The 16,609-nt window shown below is 47.7% G+C and carries 14 protein-coding genes; 3 read left to right on the top strand and 11 right to left on the bottom strand.

The window, feature by feature from the left end; genetic code table 11:
* Positions 1-52: 52 nt before the first annotated feature.
* Positions 53-346, top strand: a complete 294-nt coding sequence (locus J4G07_10745) for a hypothetical protein (protein ID MCE2414476.1) — start codon at positions 53-55, stop codon at positions 344-346.
* Positions 347-348: 2 nt separating this feature from the next.
* Positions 349-741, top strand: a complete 393-nt coding sequence (locus J4G07_10740) for a hypothetical protein (GenBank protein ID MCE2414475.1) — start codon at positions 349-351, stop codon at positions 739-741.
* Between the two features lie 207 nt (positions 742-948).
* On the opposite strand, the gene J4G07_10735 is transcribed toward J4G07_10740, so the two are convergent.
* The 8 genes from J4G07_10735 to J4G07_10700 form a co-directional block, all read right to left on the bottom strand.
* A complete protein-coding gene (locus J4G07_10735) occupies positions 949-1,311 on the bottom strand; it encodes a hypothetical protein (protein ID MCE2414474.1) in 363 nt (120 codons plus the stop codon).
* Positions 1,312-1,367: 56 nt separating this feature from the next.
* The gene (locus tag J4G07_10730; GenBank protein MCE2414473.1) at positions 1,368-2,147 is read right to left on the bottom strand and encodes an isochorismatase family protein; all 780 of its coding nucleotides are present in this window, start codon (positions 2,145-2,147) and stop codon (positions 1,368-1,370) included.
* Positions 2,144-4,291, bottom strand: coding sequence for an insulinase family protein (locus J4G07_10725; GenBank protein ID MCE2414472.1), 2,148 nt, complete (start codon positions 4,289-4,291; stop codon positions 2,144-2,146). The genes J4G07_10730 and J4G07_10725 overlap by 4 nt, the downstream gene beginning before the upstream one ends.
* A complete protein-coding gene (locus tag J4G07_10720) occupies positions 4,291-5,808 on the bottom strand; it encodes an insulinase family protein (GenBank protein ID MCE2414471.1) in 1,518 nt (505 codons plus the stop codon). The genes J4G07_10725 and J4G07_10720 overlap by 1 nt, the downstream gene beginning before the upstream one ends.
* A gap of 209 nt (positions 5,809-6,017) precedes the next feature.
* A complete protein-coding gene (locus J4G07_10715; GenBank protein ID MCE2414470.1) occupies positions 6,018-6,275 on the bottom strand; it encodes a hypothetical protein in 258 nt (85 codons plus the stop codon).
* A 194-nt stretch (positions 6,276-6,469) separates the two neighbouring features.
* Entirely contained in the window at positions 6,470-8,530 is a 2,061-nt protein-coding gene (gene uvrB, locus J4G07_10710; GenBank protein MCE2414469.1) for an excinuclease ABC subunit UvrB, read from the bottom strand.
* A 365-nt stretch (positions 8,531-8,895) separates the two neighbouring features.
* The gene (locus J4G07_10705; GenBank protein MCE2414468.1) at positions 8,896-11,352 is read right to left on the bottom strand and encodes a PBP1A family penicillin-binding protein; all 2,457 of its coding nucleotides are present in this window, start codon (positions 11,350-11,352) and stop codon (positions 8,896-8,898) included.
* Positions 11,353-11,410: 58 nt separating this feature from the next.
* On the bottom strand, positions 11,411-12,010 hold the full coding sequence (locus J4G07_10700; protein ID MCE2414467.1) for a redoxin domain-containing protein: 600 nt from the start codon (positions 12,008-12,010) through the stop codon (positions 11,411-11,413).
* A gap of 234 nt (positions 12,011-12,244) precedes the next feature.
* On the opposite strand from J4G07_10700, the gene lexA reads away from it, so the two are divergent.
* A complete protein-coding gene (gene lexA, locus J4G07_10695) occupies positions 12,245-12,910 on the top strand; it encodes a transcriptional repressor LexA (protein MCE2414466.1) in 666 nt (221 codons plus the stop codon).
* 87 nt (positions 12,911-12,997) lie between these two features.
* Here the strand turns inward: lexA and J4G07_10690 are convergent, their stop codons facing one another.
* The 3 genes from J4G07_10690 to J4G07_10680 all read right to left on the bottom strand — a co-directional run bounded on the left by J4G07_10690 (position 12,998) and on the right by J4G07_10680 (position 15,830).
* Complete coding sequence (locus J4G07_10690; protein MCE2414465.1) at positions 12,998-13,747, bottom strand: HAD family hydrolase; 750 nt, start codon at positions 13,745-13,747, stop codon at positions 12,998-13,000.
* A gap of 144 nt (positions 13,748-13,891) precedes the next feature.
* The gene (gene waaF, locus J4G07_10685) at positions 13,892-14,920 is read right to left on the bottom strand and encodes a lipopolysaccharide heptosyltransferase II (GenBank protein ID MCE2414464.1); all 1,029 of its coding nucleotides are present in this window, start codon (positions 14,918-14,920) and stop codon (positions 13,892-13,894) included.
* A gap of 34 nt (positions 14,921-14,954) precedes the next feature.
* Entirely contained in the window at positions 14,955-15,830 is an 876-nt protein-coding gene (locus J4G07_10680) for a PHP domain-containing protein (GenBank protein MCE2414463.1), read from the bottom strand.
* Positions 15,831-16,609: the final 779 nt, after the last annotated feature.

Genomic DNA, 16,609 nt, shown 5'->3' with positions numbered 1-16,609 from the left:
AACACTTGGGGATAACAGTGGCGACGAACAGGATTAAACACGCTTCTTTAGAATGTTAACCAATCGAATTTCCGAAAATCCTTTACTTCTACGGGAAGGCTGGAAAACACTAATATCCTTCCAAGCAGAAATTAAAAAAATTACAGACCAGTTGAAAAAGGGGAATATGAATCCCGGGATAGGAAATAAACCGATTGGTAGAGGAATTACCGAATCACGCAGTTATGGTGGTGCGCGAGTCTACTGGAGAATCAGAGGCGATCAGCCAGAAATTTTAGGGATTTCTGGTAAAGACAACCAGCAGAAGGTAATTAATGAGATTTTACAACATTTTGGAGGTAAATAGAAATGGATAAACCCTACACAACTGTTCAGCGCGATGACTACCAATTGACGATCTATCGCGGAATTGCGTCTCTGGATCCGAACAACGATAATGTCGACGTTCAAGTCACCTTTCCGAACGGTGAGAGTTTCTCTGCGGTCTTTTTTACCCTCCAAAATATTGACACTTTGATGAAACGCTGCAAAAAGACAGGAGAATGTGCCAACGGCTTGTACTTCTGGGCATCTGATATGATGATTGTCCAAGAACTTACTGAAGAAACTATCTGTAAAGCAATTGACACTTTATTAGCAGAGGAAGAGTTTGAATCTGTTTTCTCAAAAAATGAGGAATCTACAATTATTTCACCTAAAGACGGAGATCGACTCTTCAAACAATTCAATGAATCTCTATAGAATTTCTAACCGTATTCCGTGTGGGGCGCAAAACGGCTCTTTAGTCCTGTAGGGACGTTATGTTTATAGCAGCGTTTTAGAAAAGAAATCAAGCCCTGTAAGGGCGGCATGTTTATATCTGAGTTCCTAAAATGCTGTCAAAAATCCCTAAATTGACACCTATGGTGTAGTTTTCGCATTATACCAGTAAATCGGTGCACGTTTAAATCAAAATGTCAAAAGTTGTACTCCTACCTTTTCAGTCTTACGTTGAGTTTCTTCTAAGCCACTTACTTCGTAAGCAGTGATCGCTAACCAATCTTTCCCTTTTATTGGTTTGATAGGAATAAACGTGCTTGTTTCTTTATGAAATAGAACAGCATCTGCACGCTTTAACTCAATGAGTTTCTTACGGACAATATCTCTCGGAATCTCCAAGTCTCTCTGCCAGCCGGAGTGAACAGTGGGCGTCTGAAAAATCCTTCCAAACTCCTTTTTGAGTTTATTCTCTTCTGGAGTAGATTTTTCAGCAGCTCTCTTATGGTTCATTTGATTGGCAAGCTTTGCCAATACATCTTTGTAATTTTCCATCGCTATTTGAACTACCGCCTCAATTGCAGGAGTAAAAATGACACAGAGAGCGCACTCTATGCTAAGAGGGAATCAACCGCCTCAAAGAAATCGGCGTTCGATGCACTGAATCCGTACTGCTGTTCCACCTCCCGAATGGCGATCTCAGTCGTGAACAGATTATCGTAGGTATCGGGAAACTCCACACCGGTTGTGGCATCGCGGAGCAGCACGATGTTATAGCCATATCGTGCCATAGAACGGATACCGTAATCCCTGCCCAGTACGCACCAGTTCGTTGCAAACCCCGCAAAGAGCAGATGTAAGATACGCCGATCCTCCATCAGTTCATGCAACTGCTGTCCGGTCGCGATGACAAACTCCTCCGGTTTCACGTCAATCGCTGGGGAGACAGCAAGCTGCGATGCGAGTTTGTTCCAATGGATATCGATACTGGGGGGCTGACTACGGGGACCCCGATAAACGGCGTAGTCCCCCTCGCGACTTCGAAAATCGGAGGGGGGCCACGCTGAAGGCGTAGACGGTTCAGGCGGTTTGTGCCGCTTGAGTTGCGGATACTGTTCTGCTACCGACGGAGACGGGGCATGAACGATTGTCAAACCCGCTCCACGCGCAGCATCTATCACAGGCACGACACACTCTTTCGTGACCTGTGCCGCACGTTCTATCCAGCTTTCAATGAAATGCACGTTCCACAAATCGACGAGGACCAAAGCCGTCTCTTCGACAGGCAACGGCATATCAAACTCACGCCGAATGAAAGCCGTTTCACGGCACGGCACATCTGCTGGTGTGCTATCTTGAAAGTAGCGGACCTGTAAATTTAGCGTTTTCACTGTGGCTCCTCAAACAGCGATTCGTCGAGTTCGGCATTCAACATGACGCTGTTGATTTGAGTTTCGCTGAAAAGTTCACCCTCTACATTTTGCTGAATATGATGTGGCACTTTAACACCATCCACATCGCGATAATCCCCCAAGAGCGTTTCTTTATTCAAGACAACGCCCTGCTCCGCCTCACGGAAACTCATTTTCACGATGTAGTGTGTCTCTTCACTGATGAAAATTTTGAGAACTTCACCTGAAGGCTGTGGAACCAGCACAATCGCAGCGGGTTTTCCCATGACCTCTTCTGTACCAGTGTACTGAATTGAGCTATCGTCCTTCATAAGACTCGCGAGCAACCAAATCGGTTCCCTGAAAATGCCATCCTTCATGGAAGCCGTCATTTCAGGCGGTAAAGGTTGTGGTCCCATAGGGGTCATTGCAAACCCAGAAGTCCCATCGAAGGCGTAACTCATTTCACCCTGAGGCATTTTAATGTCCTGCCGCAGTTTGTCCGGATAGACTTGATACCCCTTTACATCCAAGTTCATCGGACCCATCGGTGAATTGGCGGTCGCGCGTCCTTCCACAACAATGTTTTTGACGGCTTGCAACTTCTCAAGTCCACCATAAGCATCGACTGCCGCCGCGATGACCTCTTTGGCTTTCGCCATGTCTCCTTCACTCGCTTCAGGCATCGGTTCCGCAGGTGGTGGTGCAGGTTGAGCTATCTCAATCTCGTTCACCGCACCGAACTCATCAAGCGATCGGTCAAAATTGGCTTTATTGCCGACAGTGACAATCGTAAGTGCATCCGGATGAAGATACTTTTGTGCGACCGCCTGCACATCCGCCGCTGTGACCTGAGCGATGTTGTCCGTAAAAGTTTCAAGGAAGTCGGGCGAAAAACCGCGATACGCCAGCATCATCTGTTGGAAGGCGATTTGCGAACTGCTTTCAAACCCAAAGACAAACGAATTGATGAGTGAATCTTTGGTGCGCTGCAATTCTGCTTCCGGGACAGGCGTGTCTCGGAGACCTTTGACGACATCAATAATGAGCGAGATCGCTTCTGACGTCTTATCCGTCCGCGTCTGCGAATAGGCGAACCATTCCCCTGGATTCGTGTAATACGTCGTTTGCATGATGCTACCCACCATATAGGCGAGACCTGCCTTCTCACGCACTTCCTTCATGAGACGAGAGGTGAAACCGCCTTCACCGAGAATGTCGTTCATGACGCGGAGCGCGAAATAGTCGGCGAAATCGGGAGTGCGTTTGATGCCGAAATGTCCGATAAGCATCACCGACTGCGGGAGGTCCTTGAAGATATAATTAACGGACGCTTCGGGCGTGGGATCCACGGTTGGGACATCAGGGAACGCAATATCTGCGGATTCCCAGCCTTCAAACACCTTCTCCAGTTGCGCAATCAAGGTCTCCGTATCAAAATCACCGGTAATCGCGAGCAGCATGTTATTGGGATGATAATACTTCGCATGAAACGCTTTGAGATCATCAGCGGTGATACTCTCTATACCCTCAATTTCGGTATACCACCCGAAGGGATGGTTTGTTCCGTAAAGCAGTGCCGAGAAGTTACGCCACGCCAGTTGGATCGGGTTATCGTTGCGTCGGCGGATACGCTCAACCGACTGCTGCTTGCGGAGTTCCAATTTATCTTCGCGAAACGCTGGATTTCTGAGCACATCGGCAAAGATTTCCAGTCCGTTCTCAATGTCTTCTGCGAGCGTTGAGAGGTTAACCGTCCCGTATTCACGGGACATACCGACTTCAACGGAAGCCGCCATAGATTCTAACGCCTCATTTAGCGCATCTGGTTCACGCGACACCGTGCCGCCGGTTCGCATAACGGAGGCGAATATCGACGATAAACCCACCTTATCCGCCGGATCGTAGATGTCACCGGTTTTAATCAACCCGTTGATGTTGAAAAGCGGCAACTCATGGTCCTCAATGAGGTAAAGCACCATCCCGTTTGAGAGCGTTCGCTTCTCTGGGACAGGCGGTTTAAACTCGATCGGTTCAAAGGTAAGTTCTTCGTGGGGTCTGGCAAATGCAGATGGCATACCCGACACAATGAGACAGGCGACCAGTGTCGCGAAGACAAGTCCAGTGAAAATTGGTTTCTGCATTATTCGCTGCCCTCCGTTCCTTCACCGGCGGGTGCTATTGCCTCTTTTTTAACGAGGGTGCCGACGGTGCGGTTGCTTTTCATGAAATAGGTTTTTGCGACTCTCATGATGTCCTCTGGCGTAACTTTATATATGTTTTCACGCCATTGTAAGATATAACGCCAATCGCCAGCGATCCCTTCATAGAAGGTGAGTTGTCGTGCCATTCCAGCGTTCGAGCTGAGACCTCGGATGAAACTGGCATCCACCTGTTTGAGGATACGTTTAAATTCTTTTTCTGTGACGGGTTCGGTCTTGAGCCTTTCGAGTTCGGCGTAAATCGCTTCTTCAAGGTCGGCGGTTGTGTGTGGAGACCGCGGTGAGCCGTCTATAACAAAAAGGTTGTTGTAGCGCGCCCCGGGGTATCCGTTCAATGAATCGGCAGAGATGGCGATCCCTTCCTCAACGATGTTTTTGTAAAACCGAGAGGTGCGTCCATCGGAAAGGATGGCGCTGATAAAATCCAGTACATAGTCATCAAAGTGCGGGAGTGTCGGTTTATGGAAACCAATCATGAGTTGCGGTTCGGCATCAAACTCGACATCGACCCGACGTTCACCTTCCTGTGGCAGTTCCTCAGTTGTGACTTCAGGCGGGAGCGGCTGTGAGGGGATATCACCGAAATGCTTTTCAATGAGCGCGATGGTCTCATCTATGTCAATATTTCCGATAATAGCCATGACGGAGTTATTCGGGGCGTAGTGGACACGGAAAAACGCCTCTGCCTTCCGACGATTGAGCATCGCAATATCCGAGGGCCATCCGATAATCGGTATGCCGTAAGGATGCGCAGTGAAAGCAGCAGCCATAAACTGTTCATAGAGTTTACCGCCGGGACGGGTGTCAACACGCATCCGACGCTCCTCTTTGACAGCCTCGCGTTCAACATAAAATTCGCGTAGGACAGCGTTCTTAATCCGATCAGACTCAAGTATTGCCCACAACTCTAATTTATTAGACGGCAATTCCACCGTGTAAATGGTGTAGTCAACGGAGGTGCCAGCGTTGAATCCGGTACTCCCGTGTTGTGTATAAATTTCGGTATATTCGCCGGTAAGGATCCACTCTTTGGCGAGTTCTTGTTGTGCTTTTAATGCTTCTTCTAATTCGGCTACTTTGTCCGCATCCGCTCTGGAACCTTTTGCGCGCTCCATGTCGAGGGCATCACCTATCCGGTCAATTTCGGCAAGTACAACCTTCTCTTTTTCATAGTCTTTTGTGCCGATTGTTTTCGTGCCTTTGAACAACATGTGTTCGAGCATGTGTGCGATACCGCGTGTGTCATCTGATTCATCGACTGAACCGGCTTTAAAGAGAATGTAGGGTGCGACGGTAGGGGAGGTATCGCGTTTAATCATCAACAACTTCAGACCGTTCGGAAAGATGTGCTCCACCACGCGGTCTGAGAGGTCCTGTGCTGATACGACTCCTTGTAAAGCAAGAAGGAATAGAATCAGCAGATAACGTATCTGTTTCATTCTTTATGCTGCGGCACTTCTATTCTGTAGAGAACCCAGTATTGGGTAATGCCGCTTCCTTTCTATATAAGTTATCAGTTGTCAGTCGTCAGTCATCAGTGAAGAAGACTCCCGCCACAACGGACGTTGCTGAGACTTCTCCAAGGCAAAGTGAATTGTTACAAGGTGCCTCTTTAACTGATAACCGATGACTGACTGCTGACAGCCATTTATCCTTTATCAACATCACCGAGTAACCCGACCAGGGCAAATCTGATATGAGACGAGAGTGCTGAGTTTTCTGCGCGAAGGTCTGCGCCTTCTTCGTCCGGGTACATAACATGTGCCGCGACAGCGCGTTTGACCCAACGTTCTGCTCTGTCATCGTAAGGAATATACTTTTCTTTGGGTGCCGTGCATGCAGGGCACTCATCTGGCGGGCTATCTGCTTCCTTCCACAAATAGCCACAAGCTACACAAACAAACATTGCAGAGTCCTTTCTTTGTTCCTCAAGAAGATTAGTATTTTATTCACAAAATACCGAGATCATTAACCTTCAAGGGATTAAAATTATAGGTTTTATGGAATTACAATCAACGACTGCATTTTAGCAGATTACACGTCAAGATACAAGTTTTAAATTCCGATGTTTTCTCCGGTGGATTAGACACGCTATACACGCTATTCAGCTGACTGCTCCGCCGATCCCTCTTTCAGTTCAGCAATCTGGTCACGTAAGGCGGCGGCTTCCTCATAGTCAAGGTCCAACGCCGCTTTGCGCATCCGTCGCGTTAAGTCTGTAATTATCGCTTCAAGGTCCTGCGGTTCGACGGCTTCTGGAACGATAGCAGGCTTGTCAGGTTTTTTGGTCTTATACGCATCCGTCGATTCAGCGATAAGTTCCTGAATCGCCTTCTCAATGGTTGCTGGTGTGATGTCGTTATCGGTGTTATATTGAAGTTGAATCTCGCGGCGGCGGCGTGTTTCCTTGATCGCTTCTCCCATCGCTTTGGTGATGTTATCCCCATATAAGAGGACTTCACCATCGACATTTCGGGCAGCACGTCCAGCGGTTTGGACGAGAGACCTGACGGAACGGAGGAAACCCGGACGGTCAGCGTCAAGGATTGCCACGAGAGAAACTTCGGGAAGATCAAGTCCCTCGCGAAGTAGGTTGATACCGACAAGTACATCAAAAACGCCTTCGCGAAGTTCACGTAGAATGCGGGCACGGTCGAACACATCAATCTCAGAATGCATATAGTCAGCACGGACACCCGCCTCCGTCAAATACTCGGTTAAGTCTTCCGCCATCCGTTTGGTAAGCGTCGTGACGAGAACGCGTTGTTTGCTCCTGACGCGCTCTCGGATCTTGCCGATGAGATGGTCTATTTGTCCTCTCACGGGGTGTATCGTAATTTCAGGATCAATGAGTCCAGTAGGACGGATAATCTGCTCGACAATTTGCGCACTGTTTTCCATTTCATAAGGACCAGGTGTCGCGGAGACAAAGATAACTTGATTGACCCGTGCTTCCACCTCCTCGAACTGGAGTGGACGATTATCTAAGGCGGAGGGCAGGCGGAAACCATACTCGACAAGGGTCTGCTTTCGGGAGCGGTCACCACGATACATACCTCGCAACTGCGGAATCGTTACGTGGGATTCATCAATAAAAAGCAGAAAATCATCGGGAAAGTAGTGCATCAGGCAATACGGGGGATCACCCGGTTGCAATCCTGAGAGATGCCGCGAGTAATTTTCGATACCGGAGCAGTATCCCACCTCCCGCAACATTTCCAAGTCGAATCGGGTTCGCTGCTCAATGCGTTGCGCTTCCAGCAATTTGTTCTCTTTCTCGAAAGTCAGAATCCGGTCTTGAAGTTCCAGTTCAATATTAATTAACGCCTGATCGAAGATTTCACCATCGGTCATGAAGTGCTTAGCGGGATAAATTTCAAGGAAATCCCGTTGTGCCAATACCTCTCCCGTCGTTGTATCTATTTCGTTAATTCGATCAATCTCGTCGCCAAAAAGCTCAATACGATACGCGTGCTCACTATAAGCAGGGAAGACTTCAACGACATCACCGCGAGCTCGGAACACACCTTGCCAGAACTCAACATCGTTGCGGACATATTGGATATCGACTAAAGCGCGGAGGAGTGCGTCGCGCCGAACGACATCGCCGACGCTTACTTGAACCCTCTGATTTTCAAATTCATCTGGCGAACCGAGACCGTAAAGGCAGGAAACACTCGCGACCACGATAACATCGCGACGCGATATCAAGGACGCTGTTGACGCAAGTCGCATCCGTGTAATCTCTTCGTTAATGCGGACATCCTTTTCAATAAAGGTATCCGTGGATGGGATGTATGCTTCAGGTTGATAGTACTCATAATCGCTGACGAAATAGTGGACGGCGTTGTTTGGGAAAAACGTCCGAAATTCGTTGTAAAGCTGCGCGGCGAGTGTCTTATTCGGTGAGATGACGAGCGTCGGCAATTGGACGTTCTGAATCACATTCGCCATCGAGTAGGTTTTTCCCGAACCCGTCACACCGAGAAGCGTCTGTGCTTTGTCTCCACGGTGGAGTCCTTCCGTGAGTTCATCAATGGCTTGCGGTTGATCGCCTTGCGGTGAAAAGTCTGAGGTGAGCTCAAATTGCGGATTATCCAGTTCGGGTATGTCATCCTCTGGATCATCAATCTTAGTCAGCAATTCCCAATTCTCTCTCATCTTGGCTTCTGGCTCCTTTTGATCGCTTTCCAATACGGGATTGTCAGTGGTGGACTACATCAAGACTACAAGAAAAATTTATGGTTTGTATTGGGTTTTGGGACTTATATAGTATACCATACTACATCCAAAATGTGTAGAGAGATTTGTGCCAGAACTATTCAATTCTCCGGTAGGAGGGAACTCCGATTCCTTAAATAGCCACGCGGAGAGGCATTCAGGTATGCGTCTGAATCAGGATTTACAGGATTATAGGATTTACAGGATTATAGGATTTGCAGGATGTAGGAAAGGCGAGGGGTTGGTGGGGTGTTTCCAGCAGATTCCTCCCTTCCTACAGAAGATGTGAATACCTTTGATGCAAACTAATGGAGCGTGCAAAGTCGGGAAGGTTCCTGTCCTTCGATGAAGGGTTCTCTGCTAATGTTCTCCTCCGGACATTTACCAATCTTTTTGAGGAGCCCACTCTTTTTATCTATCTCCGCAAAAACAATACCTTTCGGAACAGGGAACGGTTTTTCTGGACCGCGAGCGGCATCAACCATAAATTGTGCCCAGATCGGGAGTGCTGCCTTGGCACCTTCCTGATTGTAGTTCCGGCGACTCAACCGATTCTTATCGAACCCGACCCAAACGCCAACAACAAGATCCGCGGTATAGCCAACGAACCAAGCATCTACATTCTCATTGGTAGTTCCTGTTTTACCCGCTGTGGGTCGAGTCAGCCCCATTCGTCCGGCGCGTCTACCTGTTCCATTCTCAATCACACTCTCCAAAAACGAGGTGATCTGGTATGCGACCTTTTCATCTAAGACGCGGTCATATTGCTGATCATCAGAGGTATAAATAATTTTCCCCGCCGTATCCAGCACGTACTGAATATGCACCGGTTTCGTCTGGACACCACCGTTCGCGAAGATACCATACGCCGAGGTGAGTTCAAGGACTGTTACACCAGATGAACCTAAAGAGAGTGCCGGAACTGGATCCAAAGGACTTTTAATGCCCATTCTCCTACTCAAATCCACAACACGATTCAGCCCTTCCCATTTACCGTTTTCGGCTATCGGTGTCTCCAACATCGCTTTCGCTGTTGGCACATTAATTGAGCTCCTGAGCACATCGCGCACCGTAACTTTGCCCTTGAACCACTTACTATAATTACGCGGATACCACATCGGTTGTCCCGGGAATGGAAGTATTCCCCATGCCTCATCAACAATAATCGTTGAGGGGCTCACAACTGCCGGTTCTTCCAACAATGCCGCAAAAACAATCGGTTTAAATGCGGAACCGGGCTGTCGTCTTGCGGTACCCACAGCGCGGTTGTAGAAATTTATCTCACCCGCTGTGATGTTGTAATCCCGACCGCCGACCATCGCTTTAATATGTCCCGTCTTCGGTTCATAAGCGATCAGTGCCGCCTGCAAGTAATCTCTAATCGGATCAATGCGTGGACTCCGCTTATTCGTATCGTAATCGGGGAGCCGCCGACCACCGTATGTTTTATCCATCACGCGTAGGTGCTTTGCAACCTCTCTCTCCCCAACGGCTTGCATGGACATATCTATCGTGGTGTAAACTTTCAATCCACCACTATACAAATTATGTTTGAGTTCAGGCAGTTGACCGAGTGTTTTGTGGACATAGTCAAGAAAATGTCCAGCCTCTTTCTGTGCCGTTCTTGTCCCTTTTCTGTGCAGATTTCGCGGGAGGAGTGGCGCATCTCGGCTTGCACGCCATTCAGATACCGTCGGGATATACCCCTGCTCAAACATCTGATCGAGGACGATGTTCCGACGATGTAGGGATCTTTCTGGGTTGGAAAAGGGTGAAAATGCGTAGGGACCTTTGGGAAGTGCGGCGAGCAAGGCACACTCGTGATAATCGAGTTCCGAGACCTCCTTCCCGAAATATCCGAGTGCCGCTTGCTGAACTCCGTGATATGTTTTTCCACCATACCTCGACCTACCTAAATCGACGTGGTTCAGATAGCGTTCAAAAATCTCGTCTTTCGAGAAAGCCTTCTCAATTTTCACAGCGAGAAGTATCTCTCTCGCCTTCCGAATGACGCTTCTGTCGGACCGCTGATCGAACAGATAGATGTTTCGTGCCAACTGTTGGGTCAACGTGCTCGTTCCTGCCAAGCGACTGCCGTGCAACAGGTTGTTTTTGAATGCTCCGGCGAGGCGTATCAAATCAATTCCCCAATGTTCAGAAAATCGTCTATCCTCAATAGCAGTGAACGCGCCTGTGAGCTTGTCAGGCATTTGCAGTAGCGGAATCAGACGACGTGTGGAACCTTCGTCATCTGAAAACTCTCCGATTTTTTCCGGTTCCAGATAGAAATTCCGGCGCACAGAATTATCCGAATTCCGGATGGCAGCAATTTTTTCGTCCTTCACAGAAATCCGAACGTGTCCTGCCTTCACATCAAGATTCGGATATTCAAAATCCCGCAAATGGATGCGAACGGTTCCGTCCATTTCCACTGCATACTCTCCTGGCGCACTCAATCTCGGAATAAGTTTCGCAACCTTCTTGTACGCCAAACGTTCCAATTTATCGGTCAAAAACTCGACCTTATCTGTCTCCTGTACTTCACAGACCGAAGAGTAAACCTCCAGATGCTGCCGCCATGTCTGGATATCAGCATCGTACTCAAGGCGATATAGATCAATATCGCGGACATCTTCCCAACACGCTAGCAACATGCCACTCGCAAACCCGATGGCACCAAACATCGCCAGAAACACGCATATCCCTGCGATCCAAAACAGCGTTAGCACTGCCTGAAAAATGTGATATAAAAATCGAAGCATTTGTCTGTTTACCTCCTATGTGAGGCGCAACGAAGATATTCAAGGGGTGTGATGGATTTCACGGAGTCCTGTCTACATCCGTTTTCCGAACCCGCTTAATCGTACATCCGACGGCTCTTGTCTTCTTGGCTGATTTTGGAATATCCTTCCCGGTGATGACTAAATCCAGAGCGTCTCGGAGGTAGTGTTTCGTAGGTGCCTTTGGACTGTTGTCAAACGCTCCTGCGTAACGCAGAATACGCTCCGCGTCGAGAAGAAAGACTTCTGGTGTTCTTCTCGCTCCGAAATAATCAGCAATTTTGTTTTCCGGGTCTTTTAGCACAGGAAATTCAAAGCCGTGCTTCTCACTGTATTCCGTAATCTCTTCAACCTTCTCCTGTTTATTTGAATTTATTCCCACAAATTGCACGCCCTTTTCATCATAAGTCTCGACTAAGGCAACGATTCGCTCCGCATAATCCGTTGCGATTGGGCATTGCGTAGCGAGGAACAGAACAACTGTGGCAGGTTTCTCTTCACTGAGTTTATACAGCGCATGAGGGGTGCCACCAGCATCCTTGAGTGTAAAGTTCTTAACGGCGGTGTCGAGTTTAACCTTCTCTGCTTCCTCTTTCGCAAATCCTACACTTATAGCACTGATAACCGAAACAATTATCATAACAACCAGGCTATGCTTAAGAAAAAAACTTGCAAAACAATTTAGACTTTGCATTTTTCAAATTCTTCCTTTAATTCTTCAATTAAGACGTTAACAACTCTATTCGGTTTCAATTCTCTAATTACCCGCCAGTATCAATACGAAAAATAAAATATTATTTTTTTCTTGCATATTTAAACTGAATATAGGATAATATATAAATATAAACTAATGCTTACTATGGGAGACAGACTCATGGCAAAGAGCTTGACAGGTAGACAACGCGAGATCTTTACCTATATTCAGACGCGTATCAAGGAAGGCTACCCACCCACAATTCGCGAGATAGGTCGCCAATTTGGCTTTTCTGAAAAGGCGGCACATGACCATCTCAACGCACTTGAGAAGAAAAAGTACATTAGCCGGGAAGATGGTAAACCACGCGCAATTTCCATTTTGAAAGAGGCAGATCCGAAACTCGCAACCAGCAAATGGCTGGAAGGACAGAACGCAAATCTGGCTTTGGCAGAAGTATCACGAGATGTTATAGAGATCCCGATCTTTGGACGTGTGGCAGCAGGCGATCCACTCCTCGCATCGCAGAATATTGAAGGAACGCTTCCAATGCCAACGCGCATGCTTAACGATTACGAGTGCTTCGCGCTCCGCATCACCGGATCGAGCATGGTTGGTGTCGGAATTCTGGACGGTGATTTTGTCATTGTTAGAAGACAATCAAACGCCGACCCCGGTGATATTGTCGTCGTGCTCGTTGAGGACGAAGCAACCGTGAAACGGTTCTTTATTGACGGCGATCGAGTCCGGTTACAACCGGAGAATCCTGCGATTGAACCGAGCACCTTCGATGTCACGGACGTGATGATACTCGGTAAAGTCATCGGTCTTCATCGAGAAATGTAGCAACCTCGGGTATCCTAACACCGCAACCTAATGGGCAGAACGAAAGATCTGCCCATTTCCCTCTAAAAATTTTGTAGCATACCTGTTTTATTTTTCCTCCAGAAAACCGGTCAATTCGTGTAGATGAGAGAGCCGAACATCTACCATAGAAGGATCTGGACACGGTTTCATCTGATCTCCCATAAGCCACGCAGTCCATAAGCCAGCATTCTTACCGCCAACCATATCTGCGGAATAACTATCTCCTACGTAGATTGCTTGATTCGGCGCAACGCTCAATCCCGACAAAGCCGCTTCAAATATGCGAGCGTCCGGCTTCGCTATACCCAAAACCGTCGAATCTATAATCACATCCAGCAGCGGTGATAGTCCATATTCATCGCACCATCCGCGGGTGTTTCCGAAGTTATTACTAATCACAGCGAGTCGATAGGTGCCGTGAAGTGTTTCGAGCCACCTCCGATTCTCTGTGAGACTTTTCGTCGCACCCTCGCAAAACCATTCGACGTATTCATCCTTCATTTTCTCGCTCAACCCGAGCCGCTTATAAATTCCGACCGCAATCGCCTCGGTCGTCTCCCGCAAAGAACAGCGCGCCGCATATTCAGACGCCACCGCACCGACAGGTAACATTGAACCATCTTGGTAAGACCATTCAACAGAAGAATCACCGAGTGCGAATTCTGTTATTGTCGCTCTATCCGCTTCGTCAAACGCTTCACGCGTAATTTCAGGACACCGTTCGTGGATAAACTGGTATGCCCGTTCCAACCAATGAATGCCATTTCCATCTAAAGTTCCACCGAAATCGAATACCAACGCACGAATGTCCTTCATTCACTCTTCCTTTTATGGCAAAACCTACAAATAAGCAGACCTCTCAATAGAAGTGAAAACCTCTACTCCGCTGGCGAGGTTTCTAACCTCGCCTCTTTAGAGTGTCTAACTAATTCTAAAATCTACCAGATATAATTTTCATGCTTAGGTAGCACAATCTTTCTGATACAATCTCTTTTCAACCGCTTTTACGACTTCACCTGTTCCAATTTCTCGCATACAGAGGTGTGGTGCGTCTTGTCGATGACACGTCCGCTTGTAGCACGGGCGACATGAGACTGGCTTTTCAATCACGGTATGTCCAATACCATAAGGACGATGTAGCACTGGATCCGTCGGACCGAAAAGTGCCACCGTCGGTGTGCCGACCGCTGCGGCAATGTGCATAGGACCGCTATCACAGGTTAAACACACCTCGCATCTTTCTAACAGCGCACCGAGTTGCAGAATCGATGTCTTTCCGACGAGATTGATTACCGGTAACGCGGCAGGTAGTGCTTCTGTCAGTGTCTGCTCAGCGTGTGAACCTGTTAGGACGACTTTAGACTCTTGGGCAAGATGTGTGATTTGTCGGATAACCTCGGTGAAGTTTACGAGGTCCCAGCGTTTCGTCGCCCATGTGGTGCCCAAGTTAATAGCGATAAGCCGCTCGTCACGTGAAACACCTTCAGCGCGCAAGAGGTTTTCAATGAAATGCCGGTCAGCATCTGTATGCCAGAATTCCAAATCATCCGAGGCAGTATCAATATCCAGTAGCTGCAGCACCCGTAGATACCGATGTACCTCATGGACGCTTGTATCATCCCGGCAAGACTTCGTTAGCAGCATACCACGCCCACTGACATTCGTCCCAACGCGAATTGGAATCCGCGCAAGGAACGGTACCAAAGCGTTTCGGAATGAGGTAGGATGCAACACGACAGCAAGATCGAAAGATGTATTTCGGACCTGACGCACTAACCTCGTGAACGATCGGAAGCGTCCTTCTGTTTTTTCATCAACGATACAGGCATCAACATAAGGGTGCGATTCCATTAAATCTGCGACGCGGGGACGCAATAGAAGTTCCAGACGGGATTCAGGGAACGCCTGCTTCAGCGCGCGCAACGCTGGAGTCAGCATCACCATATCACCGATCCAGCCACCTGTCTGGCACACCAGAATGTTTTGCATTACAGCACCCGCGAAAACATCAAGACATCCTGTCTTAAAAGAAAAACGGGTTCGACCAGGCCTTCTTACCTGTTGCGTCTGTTACTTCAACACGGGCGTATTTCGCGCCATTCGGAATGCTATATGTCGCTTCGGTCAGCAGCTCACCCTCTGGAGGCAGAATGCGTCGACCCCGACTGCACTCGGCTTTGAAGACAATTGATTGCGCCTCTGAACATTTAACCGTTAATTCGCCACCCTCTAACGTCATATCCACAATTTCGGGTCCGAGTGTGGAATAGAACGCGCCTGACCGGAGTGCTTCCATGATACTCTCAATCGTTAGTTCCTGCGCCTTTACCATAATCCATCCGTGGAAGCAGTCGTGTTCGGTGCCGTGTGCATCGTCCGAGGCGATTCCAAGAACAGGTCCGCCTCTATCGAGTAAATCATCCCATGCCTGCTCGGAAAAGCCTTTGCCGATACCCATGCAGGTGTCGTTGTAGACTTCAATCGCGAAATAACCCTGCAATGGCAAATAATCCGTAATCGTGTGTCCAGACCAATACGGATGACATAAAACGGCTTCACCACCCTGCGCTTTAATTTCATCAAGCACTGCGTTCGGATGCATCTTTGCACAATTCAGCGTCTCATGAATATTAATAGCGACAAAGTGATACGTCGAGCCACCATATGGATTCGACGGATGCACTTCGCTACCTGAGATTGCCAAAAAATCTGACGTGCTATAAGCACTTACATCGTTGACTTTACGGTGGTCTGTCAATACCAGAAAATCGTAACCCGCTTCACGATAGGCACCGAACCGCTCCGACATGGGCAGCTGCCCATCAGATTCTGTGCTGTGGCTATGTGTGTTTCCTCGGTACCATTGTCCTGGCTGGTGGAAAGGATTCGCGTTGAACATTGGGGACTCCTTATTCGGTAATGATGTGTCCAAGTTTTTAGGAGATGATGCCTTAATCTATTAGATATAGACTTCGGACAGCTACCTCTATTTTAGCATGTCTATAACCGAAGTGTCAATTTTTTCGTTGTGAGTCTCAGGAGTATTTATGGTAAAACCTACAAATAACTTTCACTGCGAGGCAATCTCAATAGAAACGAAAACCTCCACCCCGCTGGCGAGGTTTCTAACCTCGCCACTTTAGAGTGTCTAATTAATTCTAAAATTGACCATAGTCCTCTGTAGGAAGGAATTCCGCTTCCCGACAATAGTGGCTAATCGTTGATGCCTTTTATATAAAAAATGTCACACTATCGTAACATTTTAAACGGTTGGATTTCAATTAATTTCTAACTTGTTAAAAACAGGACATCTTTTGCCTAAGAACGTCTCATTGCCTTCGGATGCTATTATCCTGTCAATCCTAAAATCCTGAAAATCCTGATTCAGACAGCGTAATCCTAACACCCGTCACCCGCTCTGAATTTTCAGAGTAAGCACTCCAGAAACTACCTATCAAACCCCAGTCATTGCCTATGTTTACAAGCGTTTGTGAAACCTATCATTTTTCAGACTTTACTCTGAATACTCTGAAACTCGCTACATTTCCTGTGGCTGAGGTCTGAATCGCATTCCAGACTCGCGACCTGACCGTTACAAAAAGAACTCATAGCGAGTAGAAGTTAAGAATCGTTGAAAGTTACACGAAAGTTAATCATTGAATATGCTAAATAACGAAA

The sequence above is a fragment of the Candidatus Poribacteria bacterium genome (assembly GCA_021295715.1).
Classification (GTDB): Bacteria; Poribacteria; WGA-4E; order WGA-4E; family WGA-3G; genus WGA-3G.
This window is presented reverse-complemented; position numbering and strand designations above follow the sequence as displayed.

Coding starts and splice junctions, on each gene's coding strand:
- J4G07_10690 (MCE2414465.1), bottom strand. CDS start 13,747: ATGAAGGACATTCGTGCGTTGGTATTCGATTTCGGTGGAACTTTAGAT.
- J4G07_10720 (MCE2414471.1), bottom strand. CDS start 5,808: ATGAAACAGATACGTTATCTGCTGATTCTATTCCTTCTTGCTTTACAA.
- uvrB (MCE2414469.1), bottom strand. CDS start 8,530: ATGAGAGAGAATTGGGAATTGCTGACTAAGATTGATGATCCAGAGGAT.
- lexA (MCE2414466.1), top strand. CDS start 12,245: ATGGCAAAGAGCTTGACAGGTAGACAACGCGAGATCTTTACCTATATT.
- J4G07_10705 (MCE2414468.1), bottom strand. CDS start 11,352: ATGCTTCGATTTTTATATCACATTTTTCAGGCAGTGCTAACGCTGTTT.
- J4G07_10715 (MCE2414470.1), bottom strand. CDS start 6,275: ATGTTTGTTTGTGTAGCTTGTGGCTATTTGTGGAAGGAAGCAGATAGC.
- J4G07_10735 (MCE2414474.1), bottom strand. CDS start 1,311: ATGGAAAATTACAAAGATGTATTGGCAAAGCTTGCCAATCAAATGAAC.
- J4G07_10700 (MCE2414467.1), bottom strand. CDS start 12,010: ATGATAATTGTTTCGGTTATCAGTGCTATAAGTGTAGGATTTGCGAAA.
- J4G07_10680 (MCE2414463.1), bottom strand. CDS start 15,830: ATGTTCAACGCGAATCCTTTCCACCAGCCAGGACAATGGTACCGAGGA.
- J4G07_10740 (MCE2414475.1), top strand. CDS start 349: ATGGATAAACCCTACACAACTGTTCAGCGCGATGACTACCAATTGACG.
- J4G07_10745 (MCE2414476.1), top strand. CDS start 53: ATGTTAACCAATCGAATTTCCGAAAATCCTTTACTTCTACGGGAAGGC.
- J4G07_10725 (MCE2414472.1), bottom strand. CDS start 4,291: ATGCAGAAACCAATTTTCACTGGACTTGTCTTCGCGACACTGGTCGCC.
- waaF (MCE2414464.1), bottom strand. CDS start 14,920: ATGCAAAACATTCTGGTGTGCCAGACAGGTGGCTGGATCGGTGATATG.